General features: G+C 70.3%; 15 protein-coding genes, 1 pseudogene and 1 riboswitch. Of the genes and pseudogenes, 8 read left to right on the forward strand and 8 right to left on the reverse strand.

Annotation, left to right across the window (positions count from 1 at the left end; all coding sequences use genetic code 11):
* Nucleotides 1-51 precede the first annotated feature (51 nt).
* Together V5O49_RS05890 and V5O49_RS05895 are read right to left on the reverse strand one after the other, a co-directional pair.
* Nucleotides 52-1,022, reverse strand: a pseudogene (locus tag V5O49_RS05890) (IS481 family transposase).
* A complete protein-coding gene (locus tag V5O49_RS05895) occupies nt 998-1,570 on the reverse strand; it encodes a hypothetical protein (RefSeq protein WP_332901416.1) in 573 nt (190 codons plus the stop codon). The pseudogene V5O49_RS05890 and the gene V5O49_RS05895 overlap by 25 nt, the downstream one beginning before the upstream one ends.
* 199 nt (nt 1,571-1,769) lie before the next feature.
* On the opposite strand from V5O49_RS05895, the gene V5O49_RS05900 reads away from it, so the two are divergent.
* Nucleotides 1,770-2,492: a hypothetical protein gene (locus tag V5O49_RS05900; RefSeq protein WP_332901417.1), complete on the forward strand. Its 723-nt coding sequence runs from the start codon at nt 1,770-1,772 to the stop codon at nt 2,490-2,492.
* Nucleotides 2,493-2,637: 145 nt separating this feature from the next.
* Here V5O49_RS05900 and V5O49_RS05905 read toward each other — a convergent pair whose 3' ends face one another.
* On the reverse strand, nt 2,638-3,333 hold the full coding sequence (locus V5O49_RS05905) for a DUF3841 domain-containing protein (RefSeq protein ID WP_332901418.1): 696 nt from the start codon (nt 3,331-3,333) through the stop codon (nt 2,638-2,640).
* A gap of 146 nt (nt 3,334-3,479) precedes the next feature.
* A riboswitch (SAM riboswitch) is annotated at nt 3,480-3,597 on the forward strand.
* Nucleotides 3,598-3,605: 8 nt separating this feature from the next.
* Between V5O49_RS05905 and V5O49_RS05910 the strand changes: the two genes are divergently transcribed.
* Nucleotides 3,606-4,328, forward strand: coding sequence for a hypothetical protein (locus tag V5O49_RS05910; protein WP_332901419.1), 723 nt, complete (start codon nt 3,606-3,608; stop codon nt 4,326-4,328).
* A 46-nt stretch (nt 4,329-4,374) separates the two neighbouring features.
* Here the strand turns inward: V5O49_RS05910 and V5O49_RS05915 are convergent, their stop codons facing one another.
* Nucleotides 4,375-5,403, reverse strand: a complete 1,029-nt coding sequence (locus tag V5O49_RS05915; protein ID WP_332901420.1) for a hypothetical protein — start codon at nt 5,401-5,403, stop codon at nt 4,375-4,377.
* A gap of 93 nt (nt 5,404-5,496) precedes the next feature.
* Here V5O49_RS05915 and V5O49_RS05920 point away from each other — a divergent pair, with 93 nt between their 5' ends.
* Together V5O49_RS05920 and V5O49_RS05925 are read left to right on the forward strand one after the other, a co-directional pair.
* Entirely contained in the window at nt 5,497-5,760 is a 264-nt protein-coding gene (locus V5O49_RS05920; protein WP_332901421.1) for a hypothetical protein, read from the forward strand.
* Between the two features lie 40 nt (nt 5,761-5,800).
* Complete coding sequence (locus tag V5O49_RS05925) at nt 5,801-7,009, forward strand: TIGR02391 family protein (protein WP_332901422.1); 1,209 nt, start codon at nt 5,801-5,803, stop codon at nt 7,007-7,009.
* Between the two features lie 429 nt (nt 7,010-7,438).
* Here V5O49_RS05925 and V5O49_RS05930 read toward each other — a convergent pair whose 3' ends face one another.
* Both V5O49_RS05930 and V5O49_RS05935 read right to left on the reverse strand, forming a co-directional pair.
* Nucleotides 7,439-7,837, reverse strand: coding sequence for a GntR family transcriptional regulator (locus V5O49_RS05930; protein WP_332901423.1), 399 nt, complete (start codon nt 7,835-7,837; stop codon nt 7,439-7,441).
* 3 nt (nt 7,838-7,840) lie between these two features.
* A complete protein-coding gene (locus tag V5O49_RS05935) occupies nt 7,841-8,764 on the reverse strand; it encodes a hypothetical protein (protein ID WP_332901424.1) in 924 nt (307 codons plus the stop codon).
* A 108-nt stretch (nt 8,765-8,872) separates the two neighbouring features.
* On the opposite strand from V5O49_RS05935, the gene V5O49_RS05940 reads away from it, so the two are divergent.
* Nucleotides 8,873-9,151, forward strand: coding sequence for a hypothetical protein (locus V5O49_RS05940; RefSeq protein ID WP_332901425.1), 279 nt, complete (start codon nt 8,873-8,875; stop codon nt 9,149-9,151).
* Nucleotides 9,152-9,180: 29 nt separating this feature from the next.
* Nucleotides 9,181-10,155 carry a LacI family DNA-binding transcriptional regulator gene (locus tag V5O49_RS05945; protein WP_332901426.1) on the forward strand — a complete coding sequence of 325 codons (975 nt, stop codon included), beginning with the start codon at nt 9,181-9,183 and terminating at the stop codon, nt 10,153-10,155.
* A gap of 101 nt (nt 10,156-10,256) precedes the next feature.
* On the opposite strand, the gene V5O49_RS05950 is transcribed toward V5O49_RS05945, so the two are convergent.
* Entirely contained in the window at nt 10,257-12,164 is a 1,908-nt protein-coding gene (locus tag V5O49_RS05950) for an adenylyl cyclase (protein ID WP_332901427.1), read from the reverse strand.
* A gap of 194 nt (nt 12,165-12,358) precedes the next feature.
* On the opposite strand from V5O49_RS05950, the gene V5O49_RS05955 reads away from it, so the two are divergent.
* Nucleotides 12,359-12,961: an HdeD family acid-resistance protein gene (locus tag V5O49_RS05955; RefSeq protein ID WP_332901428.1), complete on the forward strand. Its 603-nt coding sequence runs from the start codon at nt 12,359-12,361 to the stop codon at nt 12,959-12,961.
* A 95-nt stretch (nt 12,962-13,056) separates the two neighbouring features.
* Entirely contained in the window at nt 13,057-14,256 is a 1,200-nt protein-coding gene (locus tag V5O49_RS05960) for an NAD(P)/FAD-dependent oxidoreductase (RefSeq protein WP_332901429.1), read from the forward strand.
* Between the two features lie 96 nt (nt 14,257-14,352).
* Here V5O49_RS05960 and V5O49_RS05965 read toward each other — a convergent pair whose 3' ends face one another.
* Entirely contained in the window at nt 14,353-16,332 is a 1,980-nt protein-coding gene (locus tag V5O49_RS05965) for a cytochrome c biogenesis protein DipZ (RefSeq protein WP_332901430.1), read from the reverse strand.
* Nucleotides 16,333-16,357 lie beyond the last annotated feature (25 nt).

Genomic DNA, 16,357 nt, shown 5'->3' on the forward strand with positions numbered 1-16,357 from the left:
ACGCGAGGTGGACGACCGCACCGACCTGCTCGGCGACCTCCCTGCCGCGTGCTAGGTGTACTGACTCGGGACGTTGTTGATGCGGTCGATGGGGCGGAGGCCTCCGATGCCGGTGTGGGGTCGTTCCAGGTTGTAGTGCTTGAGCCAGGTCGGCAAGGCTGCTGTTCGTTCCTCGTTGCTCTGGTAGGCCCGGGTGTAGGCCCACTCGGTGGCCAGGGTCCGGTTGAGGCGTTCGGCCTTGCCGTTGGTCCAGGGGCAGTGCGGTTGATGAACTTCAACCGGATGCCCAGCACGGCGGCGGCGTCGCGGAACGCGAACGACTGGCGGTAGTTCTTCGCGTTGTCGCTCAGGACGCGCTCGATGGTGATGCCGTGGCTGGCGTAGAACTGCGCTGCCCGGGTCAGGAACCCGGCGCAGGTGGCGCCCTTCTCGTCAGCGTGGATCTCGGCGTAGGCCAGCCTGGAGTGGTCGTCGATCGCGGAATGGACGTAGTCGTAGCCGATCCCGCGCCCACGGACCTCTTCGCGGCGCCCGTGGACTCGCCACCCGCCCCCGTGGGGGACGCGGCCGAGCTTCTTGACGTCGATGTGCAGCAGCGATCCCGGATGCGGGTGCTCGTAGCGGCGGGCAGTGCGACGTGAGGCGCGGATGACCTGCCCGGTGATCGGGTCGCACTGGCCGAGCAACGGGGTCTGGTGGCGGGCCAGAACCCGCCCGACGGTCGAAGCCGGCACCCCGACCCGGCGCGCCAGGTCGACCGGCCCGCGCCTGGCCAGGTGCCGCCAGATCCGGATCCTTGCCTCGACGCACGCGCTGGTGCGGTGCGGGCACGAGAGCGGGCGGGAGGACCGGTCCACCAGCCCCGCCCGTCCTTGCTGGCGATAACGACGCCACCACCGCCACGCCGTGGTGCGCGAGACACCCATCTCCGCGGCCACATGCGCCACCGGACGTCCGGCTGCGATCCGTCGCACCATCGTGAGTCTTCCAGCGGGCGTCAGACGGGCGTTAGCGTGGGACACGAGAGACCTCCGTTGGTACGAGCCGGGTTCCTAGACAGCTCCCACTCGACCCGGAGGTCTCTCGCCATGTCAACAACCTGCTGGGTCAGTACAGCTAGGCCATCGCGGGCGAGCATCTGATGGCGAAGCTGCGCCCCCGAACGCCGGTAGCCGAACCACCAGACCAGCGCGACGGCCGTGGCTACCAGCCCCACGATGCCGGACGGGACGATGACGATGACGATGACCGACCATGGGCCGACGACGATCGCAGCGATCACCGCAGCGCACGCGTAGGCGAGCCAGGCAATGCCAAGCGCCTGGGCGACCTCGGTGTCGTTGAGCGCAGCCATGCGCCGGTAGGCGCCGCCGTACCGCCGCAACCACCACGCGAGCCCCGTCGACCGGGTCCGATGCTCGACGCGCTCGAGCCAGGCTCGGCCGTGCTGCTGGACCTCGCCGGTTGCGCCCGAATCCCCGTCGTCGAGTCGGCCGAACAGCGTGGCCGCGGAGCCACCGAGCCGGTCGGAGCGCTCACGGCGCTGCGGAACGTACCCCTGGCTGGTCACGACGGCCCTCTCGACGGCGATGCGCGCCCGCGGATGCGGACTTCACCCCACACATCGCCGTGGTACGCCCAACCTGGCTTCCGATATCGAAGCTGCCACCTCGACCCGGGCGTGGAAGCCAAACGGGCCGTCCCATCCAGGCGGGCCCCTGAGATCGCCAATGCTGTCTTCGAGGCGACAGCCCATGTACCGTTCCGACGTGCCGACTTCGTCCCCACCCGCCAGCAGCTTCCTCGCGACTCGGGTCGTCCATGTGGCCGCCCCGAGTCGGCTCCTGCGGTTCAGCGCGTTCTTCGCGAACGGATGGCAAAAGCCGATTCCTTCGGTCATCGTCGTCGCTCCGGACACCGCCGATGACGCGGCGGCAGTTCTAGTCGACGAAGTCGTTCAGGCCAATCACAACCGGCAAGTCCTCAACCGGAGCGGCGACCGGCTCGGCTGGGCTTCGTCCGGGCTCGTCCTCGCGGCCGTCGTCACCTTCTTCGTGGCCTTCGCGTTCCCCTCGGCAACGAACATCATCCTGGTCGCAGCTGGCGCTTTCGTCGTGGCCGGAGTTGTCGTGGGAATCATGAACGGGCTGGAATACCGGCGAGTGCTCACGTTGCTGAACGCACCCCGGATCCTCTCGGATGATCACGACGTCCTGCGTCGGATCGACCTGCTACCTGGCGCGGATGCCATCGCCCCGGCCCGCTTCGACGTCCCGGTCATCCTCACGGCCGCGTTGGCCCTCCCGGACCGCGACCAGAAGGCCGTCCATGCACTGCTCTGGGAGTACGCCGGGCTCCTGGAGGAAGAAGCGCGAGTACTCGACGAAGCCGACGAGGACGACATCGTTGCCACCATGGAGGAGCTCATCCCGAAGCAGCACCTCGTTGAGGAGCAGCTCAACCTCCGCCTCGGCCGCTCGACAACTCATTGAGCCGAATGCCAGCCAGTTCTTCCGCAACGGACGAGGTCCACACCTCGGGTCTTCTTCGATTGTGCCCTGCTGCCGTCAACGACCCTCGCGACCAGTTCGTGTTGACGAGGTTGCATGCCGTGGCGGCACGCGCCATCGTCGCCGGTCAGTTGATGCGCACAGCCCGCACGACGTCCCGCTCGGTCAGTTCATGCACTGTCGCTTGCAGGGACCGATGGGGCGGGATCGTGGCGAGGTCGAAGATCGCCTCCCACGACGCTTCGATCTCAGCGCGCAGGTCGAGCGGCCAGAGAGCGAGCGCCACGCGGTCGAAGCAACGAGTGCGCTCGTCCCACGCGTCCCACTCGACGTCGAACCGACGTCCCCACTCGGCATCGGTCTCACCGGGAAGCGGAGCGATGTTGATGCACCGGTTGAGTACCTGGTGCCAGTCGATGTAGTCCGACAACAGCACCCGGTCGCGTGCGACCCGGAGGGTCAGCAGAACGGAGCCCGGAACTTGGCGAGCGTGTTCGACGACGGCGGTACGCGGTGTTCGAGCCCAGGCCCAGAGCATGCCGTTTCCGGTGGTCGGAAGTCGGTGGCGCATCTGCTCGGCCATCCAGCCGTAGGCCTCGCTGAAGTCCGGATCCCCCAGCATCGGGTCGCCGCACAGGACACCGTCACGGGCTAGCACCTGGTACGCCTCGCGGGATTGCAGGGTCACCAGCGTCAGCATTCCGCTGGTCAGGTCTGGCGTCCTGAGCCGGGGGACGGTGACGACCCGGGCCAACCGGTGCGGCAGTCGTTCGTAAGGGCGCAGAGACGCCACCGATGTGCGATGAACGCCCGACACGGTCACCGTGCCGACCTGTCAGGCAAGGTCCGGGCGTGGACGCGGAAGCGGCGGAGATTCATCACGGCCGACGGTACGGGCTGCCGCCGACGCTCATCGTCGAAGGTCATCGGATCCAGCCCATGTCGGCGGCATGCGATACGTTCTGTCCAGGTCAAGAGCGGCCAGCGACACGCCCTCCGCGTGCTGGTCCGGCAACCGCGTGACCTCGCGCACGGTGCCTCGGAGGGAGACCGGCCCGACGGTGACCGTCGTCGGGAAGTGCGAAGGGAGTACTTGTGGTCCAGGACAAGGTTCTGCTCGAGAGCGGTCGGGTGGAGCGACGCCCCGATACCCAGACCGTCCAAGCTCTGGCGACCCGCGGCGCCAGCGCGATCACCGTCGGACAACTGTGCACGGCATGCCTGGTGGGCGACTGGCCGATGTCGATGTTCCGGCAGGCCCAGACCTTGTGCGACACGTGCACGGCCTTGGACCGCGAGGTCGCCAGAAGGTCCGGCTTGGCGGAGGGAACCCGCGCCGGACGCTTCCCCGGACAGTCGGCGAGAATCGGTGGTCTGAACGACCAGCACGATCCAGACTGGGAGCCCATCCGGCAGGCGCACGACTACCGGCGGGGAGAGTTGGCAGGGGTCTTCCTGCGCGCTCGTTCGCTCGGCGTCGTCCAGCTCGAGGAGCGGCACCTCGGCCAGGCGCCGATCGAGGTCATCCCGATCGACGTCCTGCGCCGTCACGACCTGATCCCGGCGGACATGCCCGGCCGAGTCCGCAGGTTCGCCGACTGGTTGCAGGCACTCGACCCGGAGGGATACCGACGGCGGTCTGCCACCCTGTCCGACGTAGACACCCTCAGCAATGTGCTGATCGCCCACGAGCGAAAGCGGCAGCGCGCCCGGTCCCGCGCCGAACTCGACCGAGCCGTCCGGGACGCCGCACGCCTCTCGCGTGCGCTGGCCAACTCCGCAGTGGGGGTGATCGGGTCTTGGCGCTGCGGCGGGTAGGCACCGATGTCGGTGTCTCGTCTCGATATGGACTCGAGGACCCGAGTCAGCCCTCGCGGCCGGCGCTGGTGTCGATCAGGGCGTAGGCGGTTGGGCCGGCGATAGGGGCGACGAGGACCGGTGTCGACTCCCCGATGTGCCAGACACCAACGCCCTGCGGCAGCGACGCGAGCAGGTCGGCCTCGGCCTGGGTGGGGCGCACGATCTCGTCGAGCAGCGCCATCGAGGCCGCGGACTGCTTGTAGAGGATCTTGATCGCCGACTTGGTGATGATGCCCTTGACCTGGTTGCGGTGCGCCGAGCCGGCCTCGCCAAACTGGGTGATGTCGGCGAGCTCGTGGAAGATCAGCCAGTTGGAGCACCGCCACTGGCTCGTCATACGCAGCCGCTCGTCCATCGCGCGGGCCTGGGCGCGGTTGCGGAGCTCGTCCCAGCCTTCCTCAGACACCACGCACCGCCAGCGGCCGTCACCCGAGCGCAGGGTCGCGTCGATCCACGCCGAGGTCGCGGCCTGGGCAATCGCCCGCAATTCCGGCGCGGCGCCGACGATGGCGGACGTGTCGACGACGGTGATCGGCGCCACCGGGTCGAGAGCCACGGTGGAGTCGCCGTCGAACATACCGGCCAACGGCCCGCGGACGAGGCGGCCAAGCACCAGACGTAGCGCCGTGGGCGCCTCGGCTCCGGCGTCGCCGAGTTCGTCGCGCAGGGTCGACGGCGGCCGCTCGAGCCAATCGACGACGGCCGCGACGGTCGCCACCACGTCGCCAGAGTCGATGGCTTCGACGACGCGGTCCAGGACGGTGCGCTCGAACTCGTCGAGCACCCGGCCTGGTCGCAGGGTCGTGCAGATCGACTCCAGGGCGAGCGATCGCCTGGAGCCGACGAGCCCACGCCACGTGGCCGGGTCGACGTCGGGCGGGCGGGTGCCTTCGTCGAGCGGGTTGATGACGTTGCCGCTGCCCGGTCCGACGGCGACGACCTGCCCGCTGAGCGCCCGAGCCAGCGGCACCCATTCGCCCTTGGGGTCGGAGGAGACGATGACCTGGCGGCCCCATCCGATCTCGCGCAGCATCGCGGTCTTGACGCAGAAGGACTCCTTGACTTCCTACGCGAGCTCCTCGAACTCGCGCGCGACACCGTCGCGGCCGAGAAGGCCGTCAACGAGGTGCCCCGCGAAGAGCAGGGCAAGGCCGCACTCACCGAACTCTTCAGCGCCCTCAAGACCGACGGCACCCCGGTCATCGTCGAGAACATCGTCAACCGCATCGACGAGGTCCTCCGCGGCGTCCGATTCGAAGGCTGGCAGTCGACCATCCGAGGCGACAAGGAAGTCCAGCAGGCACTCCGCAAGACCCTCTACGTCCAGTTCAAGATCCGCGACGCCGACGTCTTCGAGAAGGCCCTCGGTTACGTCCGGGAATACTACTGATGATGGAGGCCAGACGCCGCGTGATGAGTACGAGCACACCGTGAGTTCACTCTCGGTCGCCCAGAAGACCTATCTGGAAGCGATCCTCGACATGAGCGGCGGCTACGTGCTGGACTTCTCTGACGCCAGCTTCGCCGAACACCTCGCAAGCGCCGGCATCGATATAAACGCCGCGCGATACACGGCCGAGGGACCGTCCAAGGCCAGACGCCTACGGGCACTATGGCAGGTCGGCTCGGATACCGAGGTCTCTGCGACTCTGCGGGTGCTCGCGGAATATATGGAAGCGAAGAACCTGATCGGCTCCTGGAACGCGAATGTCTCCGACGAGCAGATCACGAAGGTCCGGCAGATCGCTGACAGCCTCGCGACCGAAGGCGGCAACGCCAGCACATCGACGCAAGCGTCGGCCGTCGCTATCACGACCGAGGCGACCGTCACCGACAACCGGGTCTCCATCGAGATCCACGAAGACATCCACACTCACATCAAGCCGTACCTGGCCGTCGGCCACTACTTCCACGCAGTCGAAGAGGCGTACAAGGTGGTACGCGAGAAGCTCCGCCAACTCACCGGCTTCGAGGGCGCAGACAAGGTCTTCAGCCAGAACGCGCAGAGTGACAAGTACCTGCGAGTCCTGTTCGGCAAGGACGAGCCGAGCAGCGACGTGGAGAGGGACTTCTTCCGCGGAGTCGGCTATCTCCACCTGGGGGTGCAGTTCCTCCGCAACGAGAAGGTCCACACGCCTGCGACCGATGTAGAGCCGAACCTCGCAGTCCACTACATCTCGCTCGCCAGCCTCGCCTACGACCTCATCACGCGATACATCAGCGACGAGACCGTCGCCGAGATCGAGGCGCTCGTGCAGCGCACAAGAAGCGGATACAACGCGCGCCGCTTTTACGAGGTCTTTGACGGCGGCAAGTGGATGGAAACGATCGAACTGCCCAGCTCCATGCGCTCTACAGCGGTTCGCCGAGCCCTCCGGGATAAGTGGCTTAGGGAAGTCGACTTCACGCGCAGCTATGACAACAGTAACGTCATGCTGATGCGCTTCGAGTTGATCGTCGATGTCCTGACAGTCGACGACATCGACGACCTCTTGAGTCGCCCAACCAAGGACGTCTACAGCAACGACCAGATGGCTGGGCTCGAACAGTTCCTCGAGTTTGTCGAGCAGAGAGACCCAGCGAAGCTCTCCCCCAAGGCCCGGGAGACGCTTGCCAGGCTTCGCGCCCAGAGCCAATGAGACCTTCTCGACCCCGTCGACGACGACGGCCGCCTACTCTCCGCACTGGCCGACGCATTGGAGGAACTCCCTGCCCTAGTGCTCACCAAGTATCCGGCCGAAGACCGCACCACGGCCGCCCAGTTGGTCGAGGACAGAGCACGCGATCGACCTAGGGCCGAGCAAGAGGCGCATGGCTGCATCCGCGTCCGACCCTCCCGAAGTAGGCTCTCACGAGTCCTGGCGAGGCGACCCCCTGCTTCATTAACTGCTTCACGAAGCGTCCGGTCACGCGCGGACGCCCACGAACCGCCATGGGCAAGATTCCGCCGCTCCGCGCGCGCTTCTGCAGATGCTTTCTTGATTCGGGACGAAGAGGTCGCAGGTTCAAATCCTGTCACCCCGACCAGCCGAGAGGCCCTCTGACCAGCACGGTCAGGGGGCCTCTTGTCATTCCCTGGCAGGCTCCTCCGGAGGCGGCTCTCCCGGCGTGCCGTCCGCCCAGACGGCTCGCAGCACCCGGACCGCGTCGTCCAGGTCGATCCCCGCTCCGCGCCCGGCCCGCGCCAGACCCTGCGCACTCTCGACGACGGCGCGCGGCGCGGCACCTGCGGTCGCACTGACCCGGGTGCCGGACCCGATGCGGCTGACCAGCACCCCGTCCGTCTCCAGCGAGCGGTAGGCCTTGGCCACGGTGCCGGCCGCCACCCCGAGGTCGGCGGCGAGCTGTCGGACCGAGGGCAGCCGCTCGTCGGCGCCGAGCTGCCCCGTGGTGACGAGGCCCCGGATCTGGTCGCGGATCTGGTCCGCCGGTGGCGTGCTGCCGGTCAGCGCGATGCGCAGCGCCACCGCTCAGCCCTCCGTCACGGGTGCGGGAGCCGCCTCACGCTGCCGCGCGGCGCGGCGGGCAACCAGCGCCGCCAGCAGCAGGAAGAACCACACGAACCAACCACCGGCCTGGACGACGTCCCCGGCCAGCCGCAGGGGTTCCGCGAGCGGCGCGAACGCGCTCTGCAGCGATCCGGTCTCGGACGAGGAGCCGCGCACCATCAGCGCGCCGCGAAGCGAGTGGAGGACCGCGGACAGGTGCAGCAGCAGCGCGCCGACGACGACCCCGAGGACGGCGCGTGAGCGCCAGGTCCGCTGGGCCACGTCCGTCTCGTGGTCGCCCACCACCGCCGGACGCGCGACGAGCACGAGGTCGAAGTACGCCAGCAGCAGCAGGACGGCGATCAGCACGAGACACGGCACGGAGTAGTACCAGCCGTAGATGTGCGTCCCGACGGCGGTCTCCCCGGCCTCGATGAGGAACATCCGGTAGTGCCCCTGGTCGTCGGGCCGGGAGACGAGACCCAGGGCGACCGTGAGGACGACGACCACGGCCAGTGCCATGGACGCCGCGACGAGCCACCACGGTCGGACGAAGGTCAGCAGAGTCCGCCGGGCCAGGACCGCGGAGCGACCGGACCGACGACGACGGACCGGAACGAGGAACACGGCCAGGGCGATCAGTCCGGCGATCAGCGGCCCGGTGTAGAGGGTGGCGCCGTACAACCCGCGCAGCGTGTCGGGGATACTCACGAAGGGCCCGATGCCGCTCCACTGCCGCGCGGCCAGGAAGGCCAGGGCGAGCGCCAGGCCGGAGAGCACCACCGCGCGGACGCCCGTCGTGACCTGCAGTGCGCGGGCGGACCGCCGACGGACGACGAGGACCACGAGGGCAGCTAGAAGCCCGACCGCCTCCTGCGAGAACGTCAGCAACAGGAACAGCGGCACGGCGAGGACCTCCGTCGGTTCGATCGGTGGGACCCGTGTGTACCAGTCAGTTGATACACCTGTCCAGGCGGGTGCGGCTGCTCAACGGCCGCCGCTAGGGTGTGGCCCGTGTCCGCACCGCCCCCGTCGACCTCCCGTGACCGCCTCCACGGACTCCTGCGCCTCGTCCTGGTGATCGGCACCGGCCTCGCGGTCGCCGACGGCTTCCGCTGGGGGAACCGGCTCTACCTGTCGACGCAGTTCGCCGACGTCGACCTCGCCTCCGCGGCCGACCTGGCCGCGCACGCCCGGGACGCCCTGACGCACGGCCTGGTCTGGCTCGTCGTCGCGGCCCTGGCGGCCGTCGCCGCGTGGCTCCTGCACCCGCGGTCACGGCCCGCCGCGTAGAGTGCGCCCCACACCGTCGTGGAGGATCCATGCCCGTCACCAGTGCCGATGTCGCACGCGCCGCCGGCGTGTCCCGGACCACCGTCAGCTACGTCCTCAACGACACCCCCGGCACGAACATCTCGACCGCGACGCGCGACCACGTCCTGGCCACGGCAGCCGACCTCGGGTACGCGCCGTCGGCCGCCGCCCGCGCACTGCGCCGCGGGCAGAGCGACCTGGTCGTGTGCGTCCTGCCCGACTGGCCCACGGGCCCCGTCGTCGACACCGTCCTGGACCTGCTGACCGACAACCTCGCCCGGCGCGGGCTCTTCCTGCTGGTGCACCACCACCGCTCGACGCGACCGCTGCGCGAGCTGTGGAAGGCCGTGACACCGCGGGTCGTCGTCGGCCTCACGCACTTCCCCACCGAGGACCTGCGGGCGCTGCGCCAGGCCGGCATCGAGGTCGTGGGGGCAGGGTCCGTGGACGACGGCGGGCACCCCGGCATCGACGCCGGGAACCAGCGGGGCCTCGGCGAGCTGCAGGTGGAGCACCTCGGGGCGCACGGGTACCGACATCTGGCCATCGCCACCACGCCGGACGATCGGCTGCGCGAGTTCGCCGAGCTGCGCACGGACGGCGTGCGCCGGGCCTGCGCGCAGGCCGGACTGCCCGAGCCGCAGCTCGCCGTCGTCGACCCCGGCGTGCCGGCGGCGGAGGTCGTGCGGCGGTGGTCGCGTGACGGCGTCGACGCGGTCGCCTGCTACAACGACGAGGTCGCGCTCGCCGTGCTGGCCGGGGCACGCGCGGCGGGCGTCGAGGTGCCCGGTCGCCTCGCGGTCGTCGGGCTCGACGACGTGCCGGCCGCCGCGCTGGCGGATCCGCCGCTGACGACGATCGCCCAGCCCAGCGCCGCGCAGGCGCAGCACCTGGCCGCGAGCGTGGAGGCCGTGCTGGACGGCAAGCCCCTGCCGCCCGGGCCCACGGAGCCGAGCCGCGTCGTCGTCCGCGCGTCGACATGATCCCCGCGAGACCGCTGTGGGCATGAAATCTGCAGGTCTCCGCCGGGGTAACCTGCAGATTTCACGCCCACAGCGTCGAGGGGGTCATCCACCGACCGGCATCAGGGCGCCGGGTACTGCTCCACGTACTCCGGGACGCCGACGGTCGACGGCGGCACGGCGTCACCGACGCCGTTGACCACGTGGTTGATGGTCCCGGCCGAGAGGTTGACCGTCATGACGTGGTGCAGCGTCACGCCGGGCGTCTCCGGGACCTCGAAGCCGTTCTCGGTGACGATCTCCGGGTTGTTCTGGTTGAACACGTAGACCCCGCCACCGTGCAGCGTGTGCTCGGTGACGTCGTCGGCCACCTTGTACCCGGCCCATCCCAGCGTGCCGTCCGGACGGGTCCAGTGGGCTTGAGTCGGCGGGTCGTAGGGCAGCTCGTTCTGGTAGAGCACGGTGGTGCCGCGCTCGCCGTTCCACACGGTGTTGAACTCCTGGAAGTGCTCGACGAACAGCCCGGTGGCGGTGACGTCGTCACCGTTGATGCGCACGCCGGTGCGGCCGATGTTGGTGTTCCAGCGCACGGTGTCGCCGTTCACGCCGTTCTCGCCGCCGGTCGGGAAGCCCTCGACGCCGTGGTCGCCGCGCCAGACCCAGGTGTGGTCGATGAGCACGTGGTCGGAGTTCACCTCGAGCGCGGTGTCCGTGGACCCCACGTGCGGGCCGCCGACGCGGAAGTAGACGTCCGACAGCGTGGTCGGGTTCGCCGGGTCCGCGCGGTGGCCGTGCTCGCCGTCGGCCTTGCCGACCTGCAGCAGCAGCTCGGACTCCGTCTCGCCGGCGTCGATCGTCACACCCGCGACGACGACGCCGGGGACGTCGGCGACCTTCATCGGCACGGCGCCGTCGACGGCGGTCAGGGTGGCGTGACCCATGCCGAGCACGACGGTGTCGGGACGCTTGACCTCGATGGTCTCCGCGATGTCGTAGACGCCCGGCGTCAGCAGCAGATGCTTGCCACGGGCCAGGTTGGTGTTGATCTCGCGGACCGAGTCGCCCGGCCGGGCGACGAAGAAGTCCTCGATCCCGACGGTGCGCCCGGCGGTCGTGCCGTCGGCCCAGCTCACGCCGCGCGTGCCGCTCTGCGCCGCGGGGACGCGGACGTTCCAGCGCCCGTCGTCGTCGACGAAGAGGTACGGCTTCTCCCGGCTCACCGGTGTGGTGTCGAGCGTCGTGTACGGCGGGTCCGGGAACGCGGAGTCGTCCGGTGCGCCGACGACGCCGGAGAACACCTGGTTCCACACGGCGTTGGACCACTCGGGCATCTCGCTGTTGCGGGTCAGCCACTGCTGCTGGGACCCGTTCAGCGGCGCGGTGTCGAACCGCGAGTCGGCGATGAAGCCGCCCGAGGCGTACTGCGGACCGTCGGTGCAGTAGTCCATGAGCGAGACGAACCCGTCGACGTCGAGGCGGCGCATCGACACCGCCTGCGAGACGGCCCAGAAGTTCGCGGACGCGCGGCAACCGTCCTGGCCCGCGCCGTCGACGGTCAGGTGCAGGTTCGACAGGGTGCGCCAGAAGTTGACCAGCGCGATGCAGTTCGGGCTGCCCGGGATGTCGTTCAGGCAGCGGTTGTAGACCTCGATCGCCCCGTGCACGTCGACGTCGCCCGGGGCGGCACCGAGACCCGCGACCTCGGTGTAGTACCCGACACGCGCCTGCAGCGGTTCCTCGGCCGAGCCGTAGCTGCCCGGCGTGAACAGGACGCTGTAGCGGTCGGTCGACATCTCGGCGTCGGTCTGCTGGTCGGCGAGCTCGTCGAGCGTCGCCTCGATCTCGGCCTGCGGGGTCGAGGGGTCGAAGACCGTGACGTTCGGGCCGAGGTCCGGGTCGTACGGGTCGACCTGCTGAGGCGGGGACGCGGCCACCGGTCCGGCAGCGCCGGCGGTGCCGAGCAGAGCGGCCACGGTGACTCCCAGGGCCAGGGCGCGGCGGGACCTGCCGCGCGGGGACGGGACTGACATGCGAGTTCCTCTCCGTCGAGACTCGTAGTGACTCGTGTCACCGCATCGCACACTAGGGCCCGCGCCCCGGTCGGCGCAAGCATCGGCCGAGCCCGGACGGACGCCGAGGGGGGCCGTCATCGCACGTCAGGGCGCGAGAACCGCTCCGTGCTCGTAGCATCGCCACCACGGGACCGACGACCAGGAGGACGACCATGGCCGACGACGCGGCGACGCCGCTCTCGCAGCGCACCGCCGGGACAGCCCGCCGACTGTGGGGGCTCGTCTATCTGCGGGCCGCCGCCTATCTCGTCGTCGGCGTCCTGCTGCTGATCAACCCCGACGAGGGGATCACCTGGCTGCGCTGGCTCGTAGGACTCGTCATCGTCGCGCAGGGCGCCCTCCTCGCGATCGAGAACCGACCGGCGAAGGAGTCGGGACCGGCGGCCCAGGAGGTCACCGTCCGGTTCGTCGCCGGGCTCGCGAGCGTGGTCGCCGGCCTGCTGGTGGTGCTCTGGCCCTCCATGACCGCCGACCTGCTCGTCCTCGTCGTCGGTGTCTGGGCCTGCGCGGCCGGCGTGATGGGTGTCGTCGCCGGCCTGCGCGGCCGCACCGCGCGCACCATGGCCTGGGACTGGCAGCTCGTCAACGCGGTGCTGTGGGTCGTGCTCGGCGTCGTCCTGCTCGCCCAGCCCGCCGAGGGCGCGACGACGATCGCCCTGCTGCTCTCGCTGTACCTGCTGCTCTCCGGTGCCGTGCTCCTCGTCGGCGCGCTGGCGACCAGCACCCGGCAGAAGGACCTCGACGCCGCCACCTGACGTCCCGCACCCGGGACCGCCCGGGACCGCACCGGCGCACCCCGCCCGGACGTGGCACGCTGGGCCGAGAGCCGGACATCCACCGAGGAGGACCGATGGACCCGATCGTCGTCGTCGGAGGTGGGCTCGCTGCCGCCCGCGCCACCGAGGGCCTGCGCCACGGCGGCTACGACGGCCCTCTCGTGGTGGTGGCCGGCGAGTCCGCCGTCCCGTACGAGCGCCCGCCCCTGTCCAAGGAGTACCTGCGCGGCGAGGCCGAGAAGTCCGACCTGCGCCCCCTCGACGCCGACTGGTACGCCGACCAGAGCGTCGACCTGCGCACCGGCACCAGCGCCACCGGGCTCGACGTCGGCGCGCGGTCCATCACGACGGCGCCCGGCGGGTCCCAGCGGTACTCGCGGCTGATCCTGGCCACCGGCTCGCGCGTGCGACGGCTCGACGTGCCGGGCGCCGAACTCGACGGCGTCCACTACCTGCGCTCCGTGCGCGACGCCGACCGGCTCGCCGAGGCGCTCGACGACGACGGCCCGGTCGTGGTGGTCGGCGACGGGTGGATCGGCATGGAGGTCGCGGCGTCGGCCCGCCAGCTCGGCCGCGACGTGACGGTCGTGGGCCGCGGCCCGCACCCGCTGGCCTCCCTCGGCGACGAGGTCGCCCGGATCTTCACCGGGGTGCACGAGGACAACGGCGTGCGCCTCCTTCACGGGCGATCCGTCACGGCCCTGCGCAGCGACGACGGCCGGGTCCGTGGCGTGGAGCTCGACGACGGCACCGTGCTCGACGCCCGCACCGTCGTCGTCGGCATCGGGGTCACGCCGGAGGTCGGGCTCGCCGCCGAGGCGGGCATCGACCTCGTCGACGGGTTCGGCAGCGGGATCGCCGTCGACGGCACGCTGCGCACCTCCGCACCGGACGTGTGGGCCGTCGGCGACATCGCCGCCGTCCCGTCGCGCCGTTACGACCGGCTGCTGCGCATCGAGCACTGGGCCGTCGCCGACGAGACCGGCAAGCACGCCGCCCGGTCGGTGCTGGGCTCCGGCGAGCCGTACGACGTGCTCCCCTACTTCTTCTCCGACCAGTTCGACCTCGGCATGGAGGCCAAGGGCCTGACCGAGGGCGAGGTCGTGATCAGCGGGTCCGCCGAGGACCGCGAGTGCGTCGTGTTCTGGGTCGACGGCGAGCGGGTCAACGGCGCGATGGGGGTCAACGTCTGGGACCGGATGGACGACGCCGAGGAGCTGATCCGGTCGACCGCGCCGGTCGACCGGCGCGAGCTGGAGCGCTTCGTCGACTGACCGTCCTGCACCAGCAGCATCGAGCGTCTCTGTTCCTCAGGAATCGGCGCGCGATTCCTGAGGAACAGAGACGCTCGATCGGCGACGGGCCGTCGGTCAGCCGAAGGTGAAGGTGTACACCGACACCCCGGCGGGCAGCTCCAGCTCCACGACGCCCTCGGTGTGCTCCTCGCCGCGCAGCACGTCGTAGAGCGTCGGGTTGCCCGCGACGTCGATCTCCCGCTCGGCCCGCACGGCACCGTCGTCGGCCAGCACGCGAGCGGTCACGGTGCCTTCGCCGCCCAGCACGGAGTACACGTCGGTGGACCGGTAGGCCAGCCGCAACGTCGCGTCGTCGGACGTCGCCGTCGCGCCCTGGAAGTCGACGTCCCATCGACCGTCGAGGGAGAAGGTGTCCTCCGGCTGCTCCACCGGCGCCTCGAAGCGACGTTCTCCGCTGCCGTAGCCGGTCGGCCCGGCATAGTTGAAGACCTTGTTGAGCGCGAGGTACGTCTCCGGCGTCGTGTCGGAGTCCGGGGTCGTGTCCTCGATGTCCGTCGGCGCCGGGAGCGCGACGTCGGGGTCGGCCTCGCGCAGCAGGTCGCGGATGTGCTGCTCGGTGGTGGCGTAGTCGCCCTCGCCGAACTTCAGGTAGCGCACCGTGCCGTCGGCGTCGACGAGGTACTCGGCGGGCCAGTACCGGTTCCGGTAGCCGGTCCACGTCGAGTAGGCGTTGTCCTGCGCGATCGGGTGGTCGACGCCGAGGTCCTCGGCGCCCGCGATCACGTTGCGGGTCTCCCGCTCGAACGCGAACTCGGGGGTGTGCACGCCGATGACCTCGAGCCCGGCGTCCTCGTAGCGGTCGTACCAGGCGTTGACGTGCGGGAGCGCCCGCTGGCAGTTGATGCACGAGTACGTCCAGAAGTCGACGAGCACCACCGTCCCGCGCAGGTCCTCGAGGTCCACGGGGGTGTTGTCCGGCGTGTTGAGCCACTGCGTGATGCCGGTCAGCGGTGGGGCGGTCCCGCACTCGGCCAGCTCGGTGTCCCCGCTGGTGCAGTTGGACAGCTCGCGGTTGGCGTCGGTGACGATGCCGCCGAGCTCCAGGGCGTCCTGGACGTCCTCGTTGGCGTCGATCTGCTGCTGCAGGGTGCCGGTGTAGTCCGGCAGGGCCCGCTGCAGCTGCGCGGGCAGGTTCAGCGCGAGGGCGCCGGCCAGCGCGATCATCACGACGCCGCCGCCGATGCGGATCCCGCGCTGGTGCCGCTGGAACCCGCGCACCCGCTCGGCCACGCGCCGTCCGGCCAGGGCGAAGACCAGCAGCGGGATCGCGGCGCCGACGGCGAAGCTCACCGTCAGCGCGACCGTCCCGGGTCCGATCTGCCCGGTGGCGCCGGCCACGGTGATCGCGGCCAGCACGGGTCCGGCGCACGGCACGTACAGCACGCCCAGCCCGAGACCCAGGAGGAAGGCACCGCGGTCCTGGCGCGGGGAGCGCCGCGACCCCAGGGCGGCGATGCGCTGGAAGGGCCGCTCGAGCATCCCCTCGAACCGGGGCACGATCATGCCGACGCCGATCGCGGTGAGCAGCGCGATCCCGAGCCAGCGCAGCAGGTCCTGCGGCAGCCCGAGCGCGCCGAGGATCAGCGAGCCGAGCAGCGTGAAGACGCTGAAGCTGACGACCAGGCCCGCGATCACCAGGAAGGGACGCCAGGACCGGGGCGCCCGCGGACGCCGACGGCGAGCACCGGCGGCGGTCGGCCCGGTCAGGATCGCGCCGGCCTCCCCGAGCGTCGGCTCGTCGCCGTCGGAGAGCGTCAGGACGGCCGCCCCGCCGCTCCCCCGCGGCGGACTGCTGGAGACGCGGCCGGCACGGTCGACCCGGACGGCGGTCGGCGCACCGGCGAAGAGGGCCGGGTCGACGCCGGCACGCCCCGGCGTGTCTCCGGAGTCCGCGGAGGACTCACCCGTCGCGGCCCGGTCCCGCGCCCCCTCGACGCCGCCGGCGAAGAAGATGACCGGCAGCATCGGCAGGATGCACGGCGAGATGCCGGTGACGAGGCCACCGAGCAGACCGATGAGGATGAGCGTCTCCATGCCCGGGGTTCGGAGCCGAGAGCGT

Source organism: Isoptericola haloaureus (assembly GCF_036689775.1).
Classification (GTDB): domain Bacteria; phylum Actinomycetota; class Actinomycetes; order Actinomycetales; family Cellulomonadaceae; genus Isoptericola; species Isoptericola haloaureus.

Coding starts and splice junctions, on each gene's coding strand:
- V5O49_RS05960 (WP_332901429.1), top strand. CDS start 13,057: ATGGACCCGATCGTCGTCGTCGGAGGTGGGCTCGCTGCCGCCCGCGCC.
- V5O49_RS05955 (WP_332901428.1), top strand. CDS start 12,359: ATGGCCGACGACGCGGCGACGCCGCTCTCGCAGCGCACCGCCGGGACA.
- V5O49_RS05950 (WP_332901427.1), bottom strand. CDS start 12,164: ATGTCAGTCCCGTCCCCGCGCGGCAGGTCCCGCCGCGCCCTGGCCCTG.
- V5O49_RS05945 (WP_332901426.1), top strand. CDS start 9,181: ATGCCCGTCACCAGTGCCGATGTCGCACGCGCCGCCGGCGTGTCCCGG.
- V5O49_RS05965 (WP_332901430.1), bottom strand. CDS start 16,332: ATGGAGACGCTCATCCTCATCGGTCTGCTCGGTGGCCTCGTCACCGGC.
- V5O49_RS05915 (WP_332901420.1), bottom strand. CDS start 5,403: ATGCTGCGCGAGATCGGATGGGGCCGCCAGGTCATCGTCTCCTCCGAC.